Source organism: Falsihalocynthiibacter sp. S25ZX9, assembly GCF_041205405.1.
GTDB classification, from domain to species: Bacteria; Pseudomonadota; Alphaproteobacteria; order Rhodobacterales; family Rhodobacteraceae; genus Falsihalocynthiibacter; species Falsihalocynthiibacter arcticus.
Genome location: NZ_JBGFCD010000020.1, coordinates 24,568 through 42,997 on the forward strand (window position 1 = coordinate 24,568; position 18,430 = coordinate 42,997).

The following is an 18,430-nucleotide window of genomic DNA, read 5'->3' on the forward strand; positions in this document are numbered from 1 at the left end:
GCGGACCTGTTGCAGGACCGCTTTTGTTCGCCAAAAGGCAAAATAGCTTATAACTTATTAGGTACCGCTGGTTGAGCTACCGGAACTCACAAGAAGCAACAACGCAGCTGCCACACCACCCGCAATAAGAAGCGCAGCTTTATCGTCATCGTCTTCTTTGTTCACTTCATCAAAGGCGGGGACAGAATCTTGAGCATATACTGGAGCGACAGTGCTCAGGCTCAATGCAGCGATTGCCGCCAAAGTTAAAAATTTCTGCATTAAGGTCTCTCCAAATACTTTTACGATAATCGTACACAATTGTTTAGGGGAATTAATCATATAGTAACTAGTTTTGCAAGCTTCATTGCACTCAAACCGATCCACTATTGCTGCGCTCGTTCAAACGTAAAAACCCCGACATGAGTGCTAATCCATTGTTCGGTCTTCCAAATGAATCCATCGCTCGGATCGACCCAATAAAGGTTTTCAATGGTCGTATCAGAATTAGTGCAAATTTCACTTACGCGAGACAGGGAACGTTTTTTTCCAAAAACAACAGTGTTTTCAATATCTTCCTGCGCTATGATGCAAACAAAGCTTCGGATGATAATTGTATTTACGCCGCTCAGATATCTGTGGACACGCGTGGCGGGCTGTGAACTTTTGGTCTTAATGCGGGCAATACTCTCTTCTACATCAGCATCCATAAGGTCGCCGCCAAGTCCTCGCGTTGCCGTTAACACACCGTCCTTAAACGTAAATCCAAGCTTTCCCGGCGCGTGCCATTGCTCGTAATCTCCATTTTTACTCACGGGGATCAGCAGCGTGCGATTCTCGCCGGTCGTTGCCAAAATGAGTGGTTCGTCGATGTTGGACTTTTCGACGATTGCTATTGCAGCCTTTTCAGTGGCCTCAGCCTCGCTTTTTTCGCTCGGAAGGGTCGCTTTTGCACCCTCCCATAAACCCTTATAGAAGTCCTTTTGCCCGTCATTTCCGCACCCTTGAAGCAAGGAAAAAAAGACCAATACCATTACGGTTTTTGGAAAAATTCTCATCTCCAGAACCTCGCCCATTGCGAACTCAGATACGGTTCACTTTGGTTGGAAACCAAACCAAACAACCTGTTGTTCAAATTCAAGCGTGCGCCCCCATCACGGGAAATTGGCTGAATTACGATTTCCTGACTAGTTTTATTGGGCCTACCAAGAGCCCAGAACAGGGGGATTTCAAGGGTAATGCCCTTGTCAAACGACCCTTCGCCAAAGTCCTCTGAAGATACGTCCGTAAGGGTTGCATATGCGCCAATTTTCCAACCGTTGTTGAATTCTCGAGCAACCGAAAACGTCCCCCCCACATCCCCCGCCAAATAGCGACCGACATCAACCTGTCCGTAAAAACCGTTCGCAAAAGTGTAATAGGCGGAGGCATGCCCTGTTGCTACGGAATAATCAAGCATTCCAAATAGTTGGTCATAGTTGCGTTGATACGTGTAGTTCATTTCAAGGCCCATTGCGAGGCGGCTGTCGGTGGGTTTCCACAAGATTTCGCCAGATACGCCCGCAAACATTTCTTCTAATAAACCCGCTGAAACCCGAGTATACAAGCTTGGCCCTGGGCGACGAAAGTACTCCGCCGTCAAATATGTGATCCCTGGATCGCCGTACTTGTCATAAAGGCCATAGTCAGACCGGACGTGCGGTAAAGTGGAGTCTGATAGGCGATCGGCATCGTCAAGGTTTCCGACCACTCTTTTGCGAAGGGCGCCTGAAAGTAGAACCCCTGGACTTGGCTCATACGTTCCGCTGAGTTCGGCACCAATTTCCATACGGAAAGGGGCCGACGGATCAAAAAGCCCTATATCCATATAGGGACCTAGTCCCCAAGTTAAATTTGGATAGGCATCTTCAATATCCCGTAACCCGTCATTATTAAGTAACGCAGCATCCTGAATATTGGCGCGCACGTAGCTTTTCCACGATGCGTCAGGTACGTTCTCCAAGTTTTCCATATCAGTACGGTTTAGGGTCACGGCAGTTGTTGCCATGCCATTGACCACGGGCACCAAGGTCAGCGTTTCTACGGAGTTGGGCAACCCGCGCGTGGCCGCACGGGCCGCGCGACCGATGGCCTGCGCCTCTGTCCAATATGTGTTATTTCGATAGTGAATAACGATACTGGTTTTTGTGTATTTGAACCCCTCTAACTCTAAGCCTTCCGTGCCCAAAGCTCTTTTCATATTCGCCTCAAGGGCGTTTGGGGTCTCGGGGTTGCTGATCCAGCCAGTAGTCCATGCTTCTGGGTTGGTTGCGCGAGAAGGGCGCACAAGGACGGGCGTTGGCGCGTTATCATAGCCGCTGGGGGCGGGTGGGTTTTTAGGGTTAACAGCGTAGTTGAATTGTAATGCGAATGTGGACCCATAGGCATAATAGGCTGCAAGATGGGCGTTTTCTGTTACTTTATAGTCGAGGCCAAAATTGAAGGGCGACTTGTGTTCAATTCCGCTGCGTTCGCCGTAAAAGCCAGTATAGGCATCGGAGGAGTATTCTGCTTTCAACGATAATTTTTCGTTAGCGCGCCACTCGACTCCGCCAAAAAAGGCAGCGTTTCCTTTGAACCATTGCCCCGAATTGAATTCGCCGCCTTGTTCGTCGTAACCACTTGGTCGTGTTTTGAAGCTATCTCCAAAAATTGCCAATGGGTTCGTAAATCCGTTGTAGGTTCCCATTCTACCCCAGCCAATTCCACCTGTGACGCGCACAGTTGGAAGGACGTTTTTCGTGGCGACAAAATATTCGCTTCCGTATTGGCCCGTGCCAAGGATGTCTCTAAATCCAACGGAAATCGCGGGTCGATACTTGCCTTCATCGACAAAACGGTACTGAAGATCAAAGCTACGGTCGAAGTTTATTCCGATGTTGTCGCCGTCACTGAAGCCGTCATCTTTTGTGACGGTGTACCTAAAACTTCCCGAAAATCGCGGCGTTATTTGGAAAGTAAGCGTGTTGCGCTGCTGGTGCCCGATCTTGGAAAATGCGAAAGCAAGTTCGCCATCGGCGGCACTCTGCGCCGACGGCATATCAATGAGTCCAGTAGTGCCATAAAGGTTATATGTCGGCGCAACACCGTCTTGAGCGTTCGCTTGAAACGCTAAAGCTGTGACACAACTCGTGATTAGGCCCCGTTTCAACACTTTTATTTGCTCGCTTTTTTGACTTGTGTGCCGTTAAGGCTTTCATAGGTCAAAACGGTCAAAGGAGCATATCAAAACGGGTAAATTCGAAACTTGGCTCAATTATGGTGCTGCCGAGTCACATTGATTTAACAAGTTATGACCGCGCGTAAACGTCTTCATAGCGGATAATATCGTCCTCGCCCAAATACGTGCCTGTTTGAACTTCAATCAGAACCATCGGAACTTTGCCGGGGTTTTCCATGCGGTGCACGGCGCCAAGGGGAATATAAACCGACTGGTTTTCGCTGATAAGTTTGACATCCTCATTCACGGTGACCTTGGCCGTTCCTTCAACAACAATCCAATGTTCGGAACGATGATGATGGCTTTGCAGCGAGAGCGCCGCACCCGGATGGACGACAATACGTTTGACTTGGAAGCGGTCGCCAATGACCAAGCTTTCAAACCAGCCCCAAGGCCGATGATCCTTGGGAAAGGCCGTTGCTTGACGGGCCTTCTTAGACTTTAGCGCGGCGACGGCCAGCTTTACATCCTGTGCGCGGCGTGAGTCTGCGATCAAAACAGCGTCGGGCATCGCAATCGCGATAATATTGCGCAGGCCGATGCCCACAACTTCTAGGCCGTCGTCCTCAGAGCGTAGGAGCGTGTCGTCGCAATCCAATGCAATCGCGGGACCTGAGGTGGCAACACCGCGTTCATCGCGTACGGATTCGCGCAACACGGCGTCCCAGCCCCCTAGGTCTGACCAACCTTTGGCAAAGGGAACGACCGACAAATTTGGCGCGCGTTCCATGACGGCGTAATCGATTGAAATATCCTCAACACGAGCCCAAGCCTCGGGATCAAGGCGCAGAAACCCGAGGTCGGGCTTCCCTAAATCAACCGCCGCTTGGACGGGTGTCATGAGTGTGGGAGCGTGCGCTTTAAACGCCTCCAAAATTGCGCGAACGGAAAATAGAAAAATCCCCGCGTTCCAGAGGAAATTCCCAGCGTCGACCATCTCGTCCGCCCGAGCTTGATCGGGTTTTTCGACAAAACGTGTCAAAGGCATCGTCGTGAGTTCAAAGTTCCCCGGTTTTTCGCTCAATTCAAGATAGCCATATCCTGTTTCGCCATGCGTGGGTTTGATCCCAAACGTAACCAACTGGCCATTTTCTGCCGCTGCGAGACCCGCCTGAACCGCTTCCCGAAACGCATCGGTGTCGGGAACAACATGGTCCGACGGCGCCACAAGCATCAAGCCATTTGGATCCGTTTTCTCAAGCCACATGGCAGCGGCCAAAACGGCAGGTGCGGTGTTTTTTCCTTCCGGTTCAATTAGAATAGCGCCCGGATCCATCCCCATTTCGGCCAGTTGCTCGGTTACAATGAACCGAAAATCCGAGTTGGTGAGGATGAGGGGCGCGGTAAAATCTGTACCCGATAGGCGTTCAGCAGACGCTTGAAAAAGCGTTTTGTCACCCAGCAATGGGACAAATTGCTTGGGGTAACTCTTGCGTGACAGAGGCCAAAGACGTGTTCCAGAACCACCACAAAGTAGGACAGGTGTAATCATGATGTTTGGCCTTTTCATAATTTATTTTGCGCGCAAATCACTATCGCGCTGCTTTAAAAACAATTGGTATGTGTCTTGAACCCCGAGGTCCAACGGAATTTTGTAAGACCAACCTAGGCGCTGCAATCGACTGACGTCCATCAGTTTACGGGGCGCACCATCCGGTTTTGTCGTGTCAAACCGCAACGCACCTTCGAAACCCACAACCTTTGCAATCGTTTCTGCGAGCTCTTTGATAGTGACGTCGGTTCCAGACCCCACGTTGATGTGGCTGAGCATTTCTTGGGTTTCGCGCTTGTAAACTTCCTCATTCAAATCCATCACGAAAAGCGAGGCTTCGGCCATATCATCCACGTGCAAAAACTCGCGCATTGGTGTTCCTGTACCCCAAATAACAACTTCGTCTGCACCGTCCTGTGCCGCGACATGCAAGCGACGCATAAGGGCCGGAACCACGTGCGAATTTTCTGGGTGGAAATTATCTCCGGGGCCATAAAGATTGGTCGGCATGACAGAGCGATAATCGACGCCATGCTGCCGATTATAGCTTTCACACAGCTTAATGCCTGCGATTTTTGCAATGGCATAGGGCTCGTTGGTTGGCTCCAGTGTTCCCGTGAGGAGGGCGTCTTCGCGCATCGGTTGCGGGGCCAGCTTTGGGTAAATACAACTCGATCCCAACTGAAGAAGTTTGGTAACGCCCGCTTCAAAGGCCTGATGAATGACGTTGCATTCGATCATGAGGTTTTCATAAATAAAGGGGGCAGGGTAGGTGTTATTGGCAATAATACCTCCCACCTTTGCGGCCGCCAAAATCACTTGATCAGGCCGTTCCTGCATCATGAAGTCCCGTACCGCATTTTGATTGGTCAGATCCAAATCGGCGCTGGTGCGGGTCACAAGCGTCAAATCGGCGCCTGCCTGCTTGCGAGCTTCCAACTGGCGCAGAATTGCACCGCCCACCATGCCGCGATGTCCAGCGAGATAAATCTTCATGGCTTAACTTTCGGTCGCAATGGGAAGGTCCATGCCATGTTGCTTCAAGAGCGAATGACGCCGTGCGGTTTTGTAATCTTCCGCCACCATTTCGGCGCACATTTCCTGCACTGTAATCTCGGGTACCCAGCCAAGGTCCTTCTTGGCTTTTGACGGATCGCCTAAAAGGCTTTCGACTTCAGCGGGGCGGAAATAGCGTGGATCAATCCGCATTATGACATCTCCAACGTTAAGCGCCGCCGCCTTGTCGCCGTCAATTTTCTCCACAATCGCAACTTCCGCCAGCCCTTCGCCCTCAAAGCGCAAGGTGATCCCCAATTCGGCAGCAGACCACGTGATGAACTGTCGAACAGAATGTTGGACGCCCGTCGCGATAACGTAATCTTCGGGCTTATCCTGCTGCAGCATCATCCACTGCATCCGCACATAATCTTTGGCGTGTCCCCAATCGCGCAACGCATCAATGTTACCCATATAGAGGCATGCCTCTTGCCCTAAAGCGATATTCGCTAGGCCACGGGTGATCTTACGGGTCACAAATGTCTCGCCGCGACGGGGACTCTCGTGATTGAACAGAATGCCGTTGCACGCATATATGCCATAGGCCTCGCGGTAATTCACGGTGATCCAATAGGCATACATTTTCGCGACCGCATAAGGAGAGCGGGGGTGGAAAGGCGTCTTTTCGGTTTGCGGGGTTTCTTGAACCAGCCCATAAAGCTCCGACGTCGACGCTTGATAAAACCGCGCTTTGTTTTCTAATTTGAGGAAGCGGATGGCTTCTAGCAAACGCAATGCGCCCAAGGCATCCACATCCGCCGTATACTCGGGGGCCTCAAAACTCACGGCAACATGCGATTGTGCACCAAGATTATAAACCTCGTCCGGATTCACATCCTGCAGTATCCGCGTCAGGTTTGAGCTGTCCGAAAGATCCCCGTAATGGAGCTTGAATCTCGCGTGGCTTTGATGTGGATCTTCATAAATATGGTCGAGGCGCTGTGTATTAAAGGAAGACGCACGTCGCTTGATGCCGTGTACTTCATAGCCTTTTTCCAAAAGTAATTCAGCCAAGTAAGAGCCGTCTTGGCCGGTAACGCCAGTGATCAAAGCGCGTTTCGTCATGTTTTAATGCCTCAAAATACAGTGCTATTCAGTTGTTGATTTTCGTACCAGAATTTTCAACTTTCTGACACCCCCGCGTTCTGCCGTGTGAAAGATACTTGGGTCCAAGATGAAATGCATGCAAGCAGTATGATCTCAGTGGAGGCGCAGGTGTAAAAAACACTCGGGAGACGAAAGCCAAATTGCGTCAAAAGAGTTGCCGAATTTTGCGCGTATTTTTCCGTATCAGAGTTCCAAGTCCCCCAACGCCATTACGCTTTATCGCGCGATAATCTTCTCTACTTTTTTGAACGACACGCCCAAGCGATTTGTTGCTTTCACCCCCTAGGCGCATTTTCACGAATACTTCTGGAACGTAGGAGAGGTTTATTTGGCCTTTTACGAGGTAGCGTAGCATTGCGTCGTAATCGGCCGCTATTTGAAAACTCGTATCATACAGCCCCCATTTATCGAAAACCTCACGACGTAAATAGAGGGTCGGGTGTGGCGGCATCCAGCCCGTGCGTAATTTGGATGGATGATACTCACCGGAAACCCAATTTCGAATTATTTTGCTGGGGTCGGATTTTGATACATAGTGTAAGTCGCCATAAACCCCGTCAATTTCAGGGTCCTCAAATGCGCCGGCCACGGATGACAGAACGTTGTTGTGGGCAAAAACGTCGTCCGAATGCATGAGCCCGATGACGTCCCCAGTACTGCGCGCGATGCCCCGATTGATGGCATCGTATATTCCCGTATCTGGGCCGCTTTCTAGACGGGTTCGACTGTCTGAAATGGCGTCAATTATCTCTAATGTGCCATCCATAGAGCCGCCGTCTTGGATCACGTGTTCATAGTTTTCAAATGACTGGTCCTGAACGCTTTGAACCGCCTGTTCAATTGAAAGTCGCCGATTGTAGACGGCTGTAACCACGGAAATTTTCATGCTCTAAGTCTATTTTCTTTTTGTACGGCCACGTCGCAATGGCCTGTTTTGCCAAGTTTTCTGAGGTGATGGCGCAAGCAAATAAAACTGCGGTTAGTGGCCTTACCAACAAGGTGTTTTCGGATAAGTTTTGGGCTCGTCTAAGAATCCTCTGAGCGGTCTGTGGCGGGAGCAGGTGCGCGAGTGGCGGCACTGATTTCGCCGTACAATTCGTCTGACAACTCATAGGTGATTGCGTCAAGGGAGGGGGCCAGTTGTTCGACAGAACGGGCGCTGATGATCGGATGGGTGATGGCGGGATTGCGTGCAACCCAAGCAACGGCAAGAGTCGCCGCAGAGACGTCTATTTTACCCGCGATTTCGGAGAGTTTGCGTGCTGTCTCGTGCATCCAGTCATTATTATATCGCGCGTTATACGTTTTGTTTTCGGCAAGTCGTCCACCCAATCCATTGGAATATTTACCCGTGAGCAATCCACCACCAAGGGGCGAGTATGGGGCAACATTAAAGCCTTCGCTGGACGCCATGGGCAGGATTTCTACTTCGACCTGTCGTTTCACTAGGTTGTACATCGGCTCAAGTATATCGATGCGAACCCCGTGTTTTTCAGCGATATTGGCCGCTTTCATTGTTTGCCACGCAGAAAAATTCGAAACCCCCAGATAGCGAAACAAGCCTTGCTCCTGAAGCTCAGCAAGCGTTGAAAATGTTTCCTCTAGAGAGGTGCTATCGTCCCATTTGTGTAGATATAAAACATCGATCACATCCGTCTTTAAACGTTTGCGGCTTTCGTCCAGCTGGGTGCGGATGTAAGTAGAGGCGGCCCCTGCTACAGGAGCGCATTTGGTGGCAACAACAAGGTTGTCGCGTTCCTTGGCTGTAAATTCACCTAAATATGTCTCGGACAAACCGTCCGTATAACCATAGGCCGTATCAAAGAAATTCAAGCCAGCGTCCCGACTTGCTTCAAATAATTTCTGACTCTCTTTCTTGTCCGCTTTGCCGCCGAATTGCATTGTTCCAAAGGAGTATTTCGATGCGGGTGTGCCATTGGCAGATGTAAGGATAAGCGGTTTCATTGTAACTCTCCGGAATTCTAAATCGTTTTCTTTAATGGGCACATGCAATTGGTTTGGAAAAACTATCCCAATGGGCCCAGCAAGTATAGCTTGCTGGGCCGTTATTTAGCATGGGTTCTGAAAAAAACGGGGTCAACTAAGTGATTGGCAGAAGAAGGTTAATTGCGAAGCGAGCTATACTTTGTAGCTAGGCAATAAATGAAAAGCGTCCTTGAGCGCGTCACCCCAGCCAGTTGAAATAGCCTGATACACCAAATCCTCACTATCGATCCGCTTTTGGCGGCTGCCATCAAAAGAACCCGTTTCGTAAATCTGAAGGTCCAGCGGCAATCCCACGGATAGGTTGGATTGGATGGTGGAATCAAAGGAAACCAAAAGGAGTTTTACGCAATCCTCGAAGCTCATTTTGGGATCAAAAGCGCGCACCAGAATGGGTTTACCGTATTTGGTTTCGCCAATCTGAAAAAACGGCGTGTCGTCTGTTATTTCGATAAAATTACCTGCGGGGTAGATCATAAAGATTGTGGGTTGGCCGTCGCCGATTTGGCCGCCGAGAATAATCGATGCACCAAATTGGTCGTCTGAGGTTTGGCCCGCCGGAGAACTATCTGCAATGACCTCTTTCAAGGTGGCGCCCACAAGCCGCGCGACCTGAAACATCGTTTCTTGCCGCAGGATGCTCGGGTCACGGTCCTCAACGGTTTTTGAACGTTCTTCAAGCAAGCTAATCAAGGATTGAGTCGTCGCAAGATTGCCCGCAGTCATGATGGTAATGCAGCGCTCACCCGGGACGTTCCACGTAAACATCTTTTTGCTAACAGCAAAATTGTCCAAGCCCGCGCTGGTACGGGTGTCCGACATGAACACGAGACCTTTTTCCAGCCGCATACCAACGCAATATGTCATCTTTTCCACCTTAGGAGAGTTTAAGCACTCTCTCTATTGCTGGACTTGTAAAGATACAATCAATGTTTCATCGGCGGCACCCTGCCGTAACCCTTCAACGGGCGCGGCGTCGCGCGCGTCGCGGCCGGTGGCAATACGCACATAGCGTTCATCAGGTGATATCCCGTTCGAAATATCAAAACCAACCCAGCCTAATCCATCGACATGGGCTTCCGCCCAAGCATGGGTGGCGTCTTGGTCAACAATGTCGTTCATCATCAAATAGCCACTGACGTAGCGAGCGGGAATGCCCGCGACCCGAGCGGCCGCAATGAAAATTTGCGCGTGATCTTGGCACACACCGCGCCCGCCTGTTAGCGCGGCTTCTGCTGTAGTATTTGTTTGTGTGACGCCAAATTGATAGGGGACAGCCGCCAAAATTGCGTGCGAAAGTTCGTGCAAGCCATTGAGCTGTGAAGCATTATTGCTGACAACCTGCGACATGGCGCGAATGGCTTCCCCAGGGGTGGTTTGGGGTGTGGGTTGCTTGAAATGCCACAAGGGCGCACGGCCATAAACCATGCCCAAAACGCCGTTTTCGGGCTTGGTCAGGACAGTGCCCTCGGCGCGAATAGATAGCGTCTGAGCCCCCGGTTCGATACTGAACAAATCGACGTGGTTCTGGTAATGATCCAAATACTGCGTCTCGTGCTTGCCACCCGTAACGGTGATGTCCCAATTTAGAACGTCTTGCAGGCTTGAATTGAGCGGCCGCAAACGCACTTTTTGGAGCGCGTAGACCACGGGTGTGCTGTATACATATTCCGTTTTATGGGCGATTTTAATTTTCATTTATCCACTGAACCGGTAATCGATTTCGATTTGCTGGGCGAGTATAGATGTATCTTTGATTATATTCCCGACAAAAACGTGCAGCCCTTCGTCGAAAATGGAAGAAATGTCGCGTTTTGTTGTTTTTGCAAGCAAGGCATCCGCCAAATCGTGGGCCACGCAGCGACTGTTATATTCATCGCCAAGGTCGTTGAGGTTTTCAACGAGTTCACCCGCACAGAACGCGAGCGAGCGTGGCATTCGGGGATCTAGGATCAAAAAGCTGGCAATCGCAGGGGCTGTAAAATCATCGTCTATTGCCCAGCGAAAAGACCGGTGCGCCGACACGGAGCGTAAAATCGTTTCCCATTGCACATTGTCCATTCTACTACCGACAAAGGAAGGCGAGGGCAGCAAGGAATAGTATTTCACGTCAATGAGCCGCGCTGTCGCGTCGATACGCTCAATTGCAGTACCCAAGCGGCAAAAGTTATAGATATCATTGCGTAACATGGTACCGTAAAGGGCGCCGCGCACCAGTCCAGATTGCTGGCGAATAGTAGCTAAAACGCCGGACAATTGAGTGACGGGGATTGGGTCTTTTAAGAGCTTGGCAAGTAGCATCCAAGTATCGTTGACTGCGAACCAAACCTCAGATGTTAAGGCCGTACGTGTTAGGCGGGCATTGTCCCTTGCGGATTTGATTGCCGACAAGACGGAACTGGAATTCGTCGCCTCGCGCAGTAAAAAATCGGTAACGCGCGCGCTGTCATAGCCATCATGGAGCGCTTCATAGGCCGCTTGATTTGCTGAGCTGACAATGATGGATTTCCACTCGGACTCCGCATCATTTGAACGTGTAAGGGCAATTCGGAATCCAGCTTCGATGAGGCGCGCTGTATTCTCCGCGCGCTCCAAATAGCGGAACATCCAATAGAGACCACCTGCGGTTTTTCCTAACATCTAGTCTTCCAATACCCATGTGTCTTTGGTGCCGCCACCTTGTGAAGAATTCACAACCAACGAGCCTTCTTGAAGGGCCACGCGGGTTAAACCGCCGGCCGTGATGCTCACGCCCTTGGGGGACATCAAGGCAAAGGGCCGCAGGTCTACGTGGCGCGGTGCGAGGCCTGAATCGGTGAAGATGGGCACAGTCGAGAGTGCCAAAGTTGGCTGGGCGATATAATTGGCGGGGCGCGCTTTTAGCTTCTCTGCGAAATCAGCCAGCTCTTGTTTGCTCGCGGCGGGGCCGACCAGCATTCCGTACCCCCCAGAGCCATGAACCTCTTTGACGACCAAATCGACAAGGTTCTCCAGAACATATTTCAAGGTATCTGGCTCTGAGCATCGGTGGGTTAGTACGTTCTTCAAAATCGCGCGCTCGCCCGTATAGAACTCAATAATATGAGGCATGTAGCTGTATATCGCCTTGTCATCCGCCACCCCAGTTCCGGGTGCGTTTGCGATTGTAATATTTCCTGCGCGGTAGATATCCATGATGCCCGGAACCCCGAGCATGGAATTCGGATTGAAGGTCAGCGGATCGAGATATTCGTCATCCACACGGCGATAAATCACATCGATCACTTTATAGCCACGCGTCGTGCGCATGGCGATATGCCCGTCGACAACCCGCAAATCATGGCCCTCAACCAGCTCAACGCCCATTTGGTCCGCAAGGAAACTATGCTCGTAATAGGCTGAGTTATGCATTCCGGGTGTGAGGACCACAACGCAAGGCCTGCCTGAACAGGTGGCGGGAGCGGAGGCTTCGAGCGCGCGGCGCAGGTTCTTGGGATAGTCGCTGACCTGCTGAACTTTGATCGTGCTGAAAAGCTCGGGGAACATCTGCAACATCGTCTCGCGGTTTTCCAGCATATAGCTGACACCAGACGGTGTGCGCGCATTGTCTTCCAGAACAAAGAAATCATCTTCGCCCGTGCGTACAATATCGGTGCCGGTAATATGTGTGTAAACATCCCCTGGAGGACTGAAATCCATCATCTGGGGGAGGAACGCATCGTTTTGGGCGATCAGTTCGGTCGGGATGATCCCCGCCCGCAGAATTTCTTGCCGATTATAGATGTCATGCAGGAAGGCATTGATCGCAAAGACGCGTTGTTCAATGCCTTTTGAAAGTTTGGACCATTCTTTATTGTCCAAAATTCGCGGGACCAAATCAAACGGGATCAAGCGTTCTTCTGCGTCGGATTGACCGTAAACATTGAAGGTGATCCCCGCACGGCGAAAGAAAGCTTCCGCCTCTTGAGATTTTGTCATCAGGCCATCTGCGTCTTGGTCTTTGAACCATTTATCATATGTGCTGTAAGGGCTACGCGCAGTGGCGTTCGAATGCATTTCGTTGAAGCAAGGGCTTTTTGATGTCATGCTTTTAGGTTAGCGCAACTTACCCAGTCATAGCAATGCTGCGTGTATTTCCGGCGTTTGGATATACTTTTTTCGATTAAATGTTCAGCAGAATGCGCTGAGTGGCCCTAATTTTTTGCCGAAATGGAACTTTGTCGAGCACTCAATGTGGCGCATATTTGAGGCAGTTTTATCGAGCTAAATCGCCAGACTACAGTAGGGCCCGTCCAAGGATGCGCCCTACGTCCTTCGCTTTACCAACAGCTGTTCCAGATCATGGTTTGGCAAAGACCACAACGGAACCAGCACCAAGGGCAGTCCTTTAAGTACCCCAAATTAGGTGGCATGCGCGAACAGTTCATCCACGCGATTGACGTGGTGCCAACCTTCTTTGAAGGGTCTGGGATTTCTGCACCGGACTTTGTTTATGATCCTAACCTCGGGAGGCCGGTTGGCGGGATATGGGGTCTACCTTCTCAAACGCAAGATCTAAAGAAAACCCTGCCGATGATCCTTCAGTGGAATGAAGCCTTTGACATTTGCTCTGACGCGCTGACGGGTTTGAACGATGCGGAATACGAACCGCTGTTCAAACTGACAGCCAAGGCCGATAAGTTGACGGACAAAGCTGATCGACGCGATGCAAATTGCCAGCGACAACAAGTAAAACCAAGAAGTTCGGCAAATTTCGCGACGGTATGACGGGAAGAATTCCCAGGGAGCGTAGCGCGACTGTGATCTATAGTTTGCCCGTTGATGAGTGCAGCTTGGGGCATAGCAATTTGGAGACTGCGAAGTTAGGATGAAGTCACACGGATTTACTCCGTCCCGTTCTTTTTGATTGTGAGTTTCCCACATGGCACCGCCCAAAACCCCCTCCAGCGACACCTCCCACAATACTTCCGTCGAGGAATCGCAGTCAGACGCTGTTGCGCGTCGCTTAAAGGGTGAATTTGTCCGTGGGGTAAGTGGGTTTCGAAGCGTTCTGGAGGAGGATCCTGACTTTCCCGCCGAGCCAAATCGCTACCACCTTTTCGTCGCGCTCAATTGCCCATGGTGCCACCGCGTGACCCTCGCACGAAACGTCCTTGGCCTCCAAAATAGCATCACCATGGACGTGGCTTTTCCTAACCGCACCTTAGAGGACGATCCCGTCGCGGCCAGCCTTTGGGAGTTTAATCCGCAACGGATCGCAACGCTCACGGGCGCGCCGCTTCCTGAATGCACTTCAGAAACCGCAACGGGACGGCAGTTTCGTTTGGTAAAGCAAATCTATGAAGCGGAGGGCGCGTTAGAAACCAGCGTGCCGATCCTTTACGACAAGAAAACCAAGCGCATTGTGGCAAATGAAAGTGCCGAGATTATACGGATGCTCAATAGGTACGCGGGGAAACTTGGCAGTACACTGTCCGATGCTGACCGTCCGGATTTGTACCCGACGGACAACGCGCCCCTGTGTGATGAGATCGACCGTCTAAACCACCAAATCTACGTCAATATCAACAACGGGGCCTATAAGGCGGGTTTCTCTTCGAGCCAAGACGTCTACGCCACGGCCTTCGAAAACTATTTTGAGGCGCTGGGCGTGTTAGAGCAGCACCTCGCAGCAGACAATCGCCCCTACCTGACAGGTGAAACCTTTACGGAAGCTGATCTGCGCCTGTTCCCGACCCTTTTTCGCCATGACCCTGTGTACTATCTGCGGATGAAGTTGAACGGGGCCATGATTTTGGACTACCCGCATCTTTGGCGTTGGCTATGCCGTGTCTATGCACTTCAAGGTGTCGCGGACAGCAGTGCGCTGGTGCATTGTCGCCAAGGATATTTTGGACGGTCATGGAACAATGTGGTGCCGCTGGGGCCGTTTCGTCCGATGACCTACCCCGAGGCCTTTGCGCACCCAGAACTTGCGCGTTAGGCCCCCCGAAAGTAACCAAATATGCGTTGATTAAAGCATTAGCGCCTTGTTCACGAGATCGTCTTTGCCAAGATACTTTGAGACATCGACGCCACGCTCCTCCAGTGCTTCGACAAGTTCAGTCTCGCTCAATTCCTTAATCGCCTCGGTGGTCATTTTCAGGAAATTGATCTTGCGCTTGACCGGAGGGTTTGTCTCGCCAAATACGCTGCGGTTTTCAAAGGCAAACTCCTGTGCATATTTGCCCATAAAATGGGTGAGGAACGTGTTGATACTTGGCCGAACTCTTGGGTCATCGGTCATGTGTTTTGCCGAGGCGTCGAGGGACTCCAGCATCAGTTTTGACCAGCGCTCAGCCCCTTTGTCATTCATTAGTTGAATCGCATTATGCGTGTGATGAAAGTTCAGCCGGAATTCCGCACCGTGATAGAAGGGGCCGCCGCCCATCACATCAATCCACATCGCCGCTTGAGTATTTATGTGGTGGTCAATGCCGCCAACGCGGGCAAAAACCGAGGTAAACCATGCTTCGTCCGCAAAAACACGCTCGTAAAAATCAGCAACGATATTGACGATCCGATCCTGCCCCAACACGGAATACAACTGCCAGAATTGAACCGGCTTTGAGACATCATTTGCTGCCGTAAGCGAGACGATCTGGGGAAGTCTGTGTGCGTCGGGCGGAAGCACCTTTTTGGTGATCGCGGAGGTGATGTAATCCCTTTGGATTTTTTCGGACATATAGCCATGCCGCGTTGGAAATCGGGGAAACTCAAATTTGGTCACAAGCTTGTCCTTTCGCACATAGATATGGGAATGATGTGTTCGTCGGATCTATATAGGGAGCCTGACACCGCCTTAACAGGGGGGCAATTTTTGGCCTGAGTACGTAATCGGGCAGCACCAAGGGTGGTACTGCCCAAATTTTGTGGGGTGTATTGATAGCTGAACCGCTACAAAGCGACGCCGAAAATCAATCCAGCAGCAGCAGTTGCGACCATGGCGAGTGTGCCCCAGAAGATCACACGCAAGGCGCCTTTCACGATCCCAGCCCCTCCGACGGACGCGCCAAGTCCACCCAGCGTCGCAAGAGCGACAAGCGTTGCAAGTCCAACAGCGATTGGCACCTGAGACACTGGCACTAATGCGGCGACAATCAAGGGAGCACCCGCACCGATGGCGAACGTCACCGCTGACACAACTGCAGCTTGAAGAGGACGCGCAGCAACCATATCGGAAATACCGAGTTCGTCCCGAACATGCGCGCCAAGGGCGTCTTTTTCGGTGAGTTGGATGGCAACTTGGCGCGCCAAATCTTCATCCAAACCACGCTCGACATAGATACGGGCCAATTCTTCAAGTTCGGCTTCGGGTGCTTCCACCAACTCTTTGGCTTCCCGCGCGATGTCAGCCTGCTCTGCATCTGATTGCGAACTGACAGACACATACTCGCCCGCCGCCATAGACATCGCACCCGCGACGAGGCCCGCGAAGCCCGCGATCAGAATTTCGGGGTGGCCAGACCCCGCCGTTGCAACCCCGATAATCAGGCTGGCCGTTGAAACAAGGCCGTCATTCGCCCCCATGACGGCGGCACGGAGCCAGCCAATGCGATGCACAAAATGTTCTTCGTCGTGTCTTGAAATGCTCATTTGGGTTGGCCTTTTTGCTCTTACGATTTGGGGCGCGTAACGTCTTGAATTGCGGCCAAGGTAGTTTCTCGTGGTTTGATCCTCAAGGCACGAAGTGCGTTCAGAATAACCGCGACGTCAATTACTTCCTGAAACAACGCGCCCTGCACAGGCGAAAGGTATCCAAAGGCCGCGGCGATCATCCCCGCAAAGGAAAGGCCAATCCCCGCAATCACACTTTCCAATGCAATCCGCCGCGCGCCCTGCGCCACCTCGATTCCTGAAAGCAGGGGACTCAGGCGGTCAACAAGAAGCACCATGTCTGCCGCCTCGGCGGAGGCCGCCGTTCCGCGCACCCCCATCGCCACGCCAATGTTCGCCGCCGCAAGAGCTGGTGCGTCGTTCACGCCGTCACCAACCATCATCACCGGTCCGTTTTCGCGCTCTGACAAAACCAGACGAACCTTTTGATCGGGCGTCAAATCGGAGCAAACCGCGTCAAAGCCCAACCCCTCGGTTACTGCTTCAGCAACGGCGCGCCGGTCGCCCGTTGCGAGCAGGATACGTTTGATGCCCGTCCGACGAAGCCCTGTCAAAAGCTCGGAAGTGCCCGATCTCAAAGCATCGGCCATCACCAAATGACCCGCCAATTGTCCGTCCACAGCAAGGGCCACAAGGATAGCGCCCGGTTCTTGAGGGGCCGCGCTAGAACTTGATGCTCCCACTTGCTCCATCACAAAGTTTAACCCGCCAACAAGAACGGGCCGCCCGTCAACCGTACCGCGAACACCATCGCCGGGTGTCTCGACGATATCCCGCGGGATCGGCAAAACAATATCGCGCGCCTGCGCTGCGGCGACGATTGCCTGCGCGATGGGGTGTTTGGACCCTTGATCCAAAGCCGCCGCAAAATAGAGAATTTCGTCTTCTGATAATGCGCCATGGCTTTGGATCGACACAATCTGTGGGCGGCCATCCGTGAGCGTGCCTGTTTTGTCGAGGATCAGCGTTTGAATGCCCGCCAAAGCTTCCAGTGGTTTGGCACCCTTGATCAGGGCGCCGTAATGAGCGGCGCGCGACAATCCCGCCACTAAGGCAACAGGTACGGCCAAAATGAGCGGGCAGGGCGTCGCCACAACCAGCACAGCCACTGCTCGGATTGGATCGCCCGTGAACCACCATGCTGCAGTTGCCACCACGACAGTCACCACCAGAAAAAACAGCGAATAGCGGTCTGCCAGACGTGCCATCGGCGCTTTGGACTTCTGCGCGGCTTCGACCAATCGAACGATCCCAGCATAGGTACTCTGTGCGGCGGGGAGAGTCGCGCGCAAGTCATAGGCCTCGCCGGAATTGGTTGAACCGCTCATGATATCGTCGCCGCGCGCAAGACGCACAGGCATGGCTTCGCCCGTCAAAGCGGATTGATCGAGCATCGCGCGATCGCTCTCTAAGGTCCCATCGACGGGGGCAATATCTCCCTGCCGGATCAGGAGCAAATCGTTGGGTTTGATATCGTCCAGCGGCACCTCGTCCAACGCGCCGTTGCGATGCCGTGTTGCGGTTCGTGGCACGCGCGACAACAGATTGCTCATCTCGCGCCGCGCCCGTCCTTCGGCAAAACTTTCGAGATAGGTCCCACCCGAATACATCAAGGCCACGACGGCAGCGGCGAGAGTCTCCCCAAAAACAAGGGCCGCTGCCATTGACAGCGCAGCAACGATATCAAGTCCAACTTCGCCTTTTCGCAGACTACGGGCAATCTCGATGACAAGGGCGGCAAGAACCGGAAGCACTCCAACTGTCCATGTGTAGGTGGCCAGCTCGGTGAAATCTGCCACCAAAAGTCCGAGACCAGCAAGCAAGCCGACAAGCGCGATTACCAAAAGGACGACGTTGAGGCGATTTGAGATCATAAGAATATCTTTCCCGAAAAAAGC

17 protein-coding genes are annotated in these 18,430 nt (G+C 52.0%); 2 read left to right on the plus strand and 15 right to left on the minus strand.

Annotation, left to right across the window (positions count from 1 at the left end; translation table 11 throughout):
* Positions 1 to 57 precede the first annotated feature (57 nt).
* The 12 genes from AB9F29_RS18630 to AB9F29_RS18685 all read right to left on the minus strand — a co-directional run bounded on the left by AB9F29_RS18630 (position 58) and on the right by AB9F29_RS18685 (position 12,962).
* Positions 58 to 261, minus strand: a complete 204-nt coding sequence (locus AB9F29_RS18630; protein WP_335586435.1) for a hypothetical protein — start codon at positions 259 to 261, stop codon at positions 58 to 60.
* A gap of 104 nt (positions 262 to 365) precedes the next feature.
* On the minus strand, positions 366 to 1,055 hold the full coding sequence (locus AB9F29_RS18635; RefSeq protein WP_369756769.1) for a YjbF family lipoprotein: 690 nt from the start codon (positions 1,053 to 1,055) through the stop codon (positions 366 to 368).
* On the minus strand, positions 1,034 to 3,169 hold the full coding sequence (locus tag AB9F29_RS18640; RefSeq protein ID WP_369756770.1) for a YjbH domain-containing protein: 2,136 nt from the start codon (positions 3,167 to 3,169) through the stop codon (positions 1,034 to 1,036). The genes AB9F29_RS18635 and AB9F29_RS18640 overlap by 22 nt, the downstream gene beginning before the upstream one ends.
* 139 nt (positions 3,170 to 3,308) lie before the next feature.
* On the minus strand, positions 3,309 to 4,730 hold the full coding sequence (locus AB9F29_RS18645) for a mannose-1-phosphate guanylyltransferase/mannose-6-phosphate isomerase (protein ID WP_369756771.1): 1,422 nt from the start codon (positions 4,728 to 4,730) through the stop codon (positions 3,309 to 3,311).
* 21 nt (positions 4,731 to 4,751) lie between these two features.
* Positions 4,752 to 5,726: a GDP-L-fucose synthase family protein gene (locus tag AB9F29_RS18650; protein ID WP_369756772.1), complete on the minus strand. Its 975-nt coding sequence runs from the start codon at positions 5,724 to 5,726 to the stop codon at positions 4,752 to 4,754.
* Between the two features lie 3 nt (positions 5,727 to 5,729).
* The gene (gene gmd / locus AB9F29_RS18655; protein ID WP_369756773.1) at positions 5,730 to 6,851 is read right to left on the minus strand and encodes a GDP-mannose 4,6-dehydratase; all 1,122 of its coding nucleotides are present in this window, start codon (positions 6,849 to 6,851) and stop codon (positions 5,730 to 5,732) included.
* Positions 6,852 to 7,038: 187 nt separating this feature from the next.
* Entirely contained in the window at positions 7,039 to 7,779 is a 741-nt protein-coding gene (locus AB9F29_RS18660) for a glycosyltransferase family 2 protein (protein ID WP_335586441.1), read from the minus strand.
* Between the two features lie 140 nt (positions 7,780 to 7,919).
* A complete protein-coding gene (locus tag AB9F29_RS18665) occupies positions 7,920 to 8,858 on the minus strand; it encodes an aldo/keto reductase (RefSeq protein WP_369756774.1) in 939 nt (312 codons plus the stop codon).
* 174 nt (positions 8,859 to 9,032) lie between these two features.
* On the minus strand, positions 9,033 to 9,764 hold the full coding sequence (locus AB9F29_RS18670) for a peptidase (RefSeq protein WP_335586443.1): 732 nt from the start codon (positions 9,762 to 9,764) through the stop codon (positions 9,033 to 9,035).
* A 33-nt stretch (positions 9,765 to 9,797) separates the two neighbouring features.
* Positions 9,798 to 10,595 carry a transglutaminase domain-containing protein gene (locus AB9F29_RS18675; RefSeq protein WP_369756775.1) on the minus strand — a complete coding sequence of 266 codons (798 nt, stop codon included), beginning with the start codon at positions 10,593 to 10,595 and terminating at the stop codon, positions 9,798 to 9,800.
* Positions 10,596 to 11,537, minus strand: coding sequence for an alpha-E domain-containing protein (locus AB9F29_RS18680; RefSeq protein ID WP_369756776.1), 942 nt, complete (start codon positions 11,535 to 11,537; stop codon positions 10,596 to 10,598).
* Complete coding sequence (locus tag AB9F29_RS18685; RefSeq protein ID WP_369756777.1) at positions 11,538 to 12,962, minus strand: circularly permuted type 2 ATP-grasp protein; 1,425 nt, start codon at positions 12,960 to 12,962, stop codon at positions 11,538 to 11,540. It abuts the gene before it with no gap.
* A 324-nt stretch (positions 12,963 to 13,286) separates the two neighbouring features.
* On the opposite strand from AB9F29_RS18685, the gene AB9F29_RS18690 reads away from it, so the two are divergent.
* Together AB9F29_RS18690 and AB9F29_RS18695 are read left to right on the plus strand one after the other, a co-directional pair.
* Positions 13,287 to 13,643, plus strand: a complete 357-nt coding sequence (locus tag AB9F29_RS18690; protein ID WP_369756778.1) for a hypothetical protein — start codon at positions 13,287 to 13,289, stop codon at positions 13,641 to 13,643.
* 154 nt (positions 13,644 to 13,797) lie between these two features.
* Positions 13,798 to 14,859 (plus strand): glutathione S-transferase C-terminal domain-containing protein, encoded by a 1,062-nt coding sequence (locus AB9F29_RS18695; RefSeq protein ID WP_369756779.1) that lies wholly within the window; start codon positions 13,798 to 13,800, stop codon positions 14,857 to 14,859.
* Between the two features lie 30 nt (positions 14,860 to 14,889).
* Here the strand turns inward: AB9F29_RS18695 and AB9F29_RS18700 are convergent, their stop codons facing one another.
* From AB9F29_RS18700 to AB9F29_RS18710, 3 genes are all read right to left on the minus strand, one after another.
* Positions 14,890 to 15,645 carry a hypothetical protein gene (locus tag AB9F29_RS18700; RefSeq protein WP_335586449.1) on the minus strand — a complete coding sequence of 252 codons (756 nt, stop codon included), beginning with the start codon at positions 15,643 to 15,645 and terminating at the stop codon, positions 14,890 to 14,892.
* A 167-nt stretch (positions 15,646 to 15,812) separates the two neighbouring features.
* Complete coding sequence (locus AB9F29_RS18705) at positions 15,813 to 16,511, minus strand: VIT family protein (protein WP_369756780.1); 699 nt, start codon at positions 16,509 to 16,511, stop codon at positions 15,813 to 15,815.
* Between the two features lie 20 nt (positions 16,512 to 16,531).
* A complete protein-coding gene (locus AB9F29_RS18710) occupies positions 16,532 to 18,406 on the minus strand; it encodes a heavy metal translocating P-type ATPase (protein ID WP_369756781.1) in 1,875 nt (624 codons plus the stop codon).
* Between the last annotated feature and the right edge of the window lie 24 nt (positions 18,407 to 18,430).

Coding starts and splice junctions, on each gene's coding strand:
- AB9F29_RS18680 (WP_369756776.1), bottom strand. CDS start 11,537: ATGTTAGGAAAAACCGCAGGTGGTCTCTATTGGATGTTCCGCTATTTG.
- AB9F29_RS18630 (WP_335586435.1), bottom strand. CDS start 261: ATGCAGAAATTTTTAACTTTGGCGGCAATCGCTGCATTGAGCCTGAGC.
- gmd (WP_369756773.1), bottom strand. CDS start 6,851: ATGACGAAACGCGCTTTGATCACTGGCGTTACCGGCCAAGACGGCTCT.
- AB9F29_RS18675 (WP_369756775.1), bottom strand. CDS start 10,595: ATGAAAATTAAAATCGCCCATAAAACGGAATATGTATACAGCACACCC.
- AB9F29_RS18685 (WP_369756777.1), bottom strand. CDS start 12,962: ATGACATCAAAAAGCCCTTGCTTCAACGAAATGCATTCGAACGCCACT.
- AB9F29_RS18635 (WP_369756769.1), bottom strand. CDS start 1,055: ATGGGCGAGGTTCTGGAGATGAGAATTTTTCCAAAAACCGTAATGGTA.
- AB9F29_RS18665 (WP_369756774.1), bottom strand. CDS start 8,858: ATGAAACCGCTTATCCTTACATCTGCCAATGGCACACCCGCATCGAAA.
- AB9F29_RS18670 (WP_335586443.1), bottom strand. CDS start 9,764: ATGACATATTGCGTTGGTATGCGGCTGGAAAAAGGTCTCGTGTTCATG.
- AB9F29_RS18710 (WP_369756781.1), bottom strand. CDS start 18,406: ATGATCTCAAATCGCCTCAACGTCGTCCTTTTGGTAATCGCGCTTGTC.
- AB9F29_RS18660 (WP_335586441.1), bottom strand. CDS start 7,779: ATGAAAATTTCCGTGGTTACAGCCGTCTACAATCGGCGACTTTCAATT.
- AB9F29_RS18705 (WP_369756780.1), bottom strand. CDS start 16,511: ATGAGCATTTCAAGACACGACGAAGAACATTTTGTGCATCGCATTGGC.
- AB9F29_RS18650 (WP_369756772.1), bottom strand. CDS start 5,726: ATGAAGATTTATCTCGCTGGACATCGCGGCATGGTGGGCGGTGCAATT.
- AB9F29_RS18645 (WP_369756771.1), bottom strand. CDS start 4,730: ATGATTACACCTGTCCTACTTTGTGGTGGTTCTGGAACACGTCTTTGG.
- AB9F29_RS18690 (WP_369756778.1), top strand. CDS start 13,287: ATGCGCGAACAGTTCATCCACGCGATTGACGTGGTGCCAACCTTCTTT.
- AB9F29_RS18695 (WP_369756779.1), top strand. CDS start 13,798: ATGGCACCGCCCAAAACCCCCTCCAGCGACACCTCCCACAATACTTCC.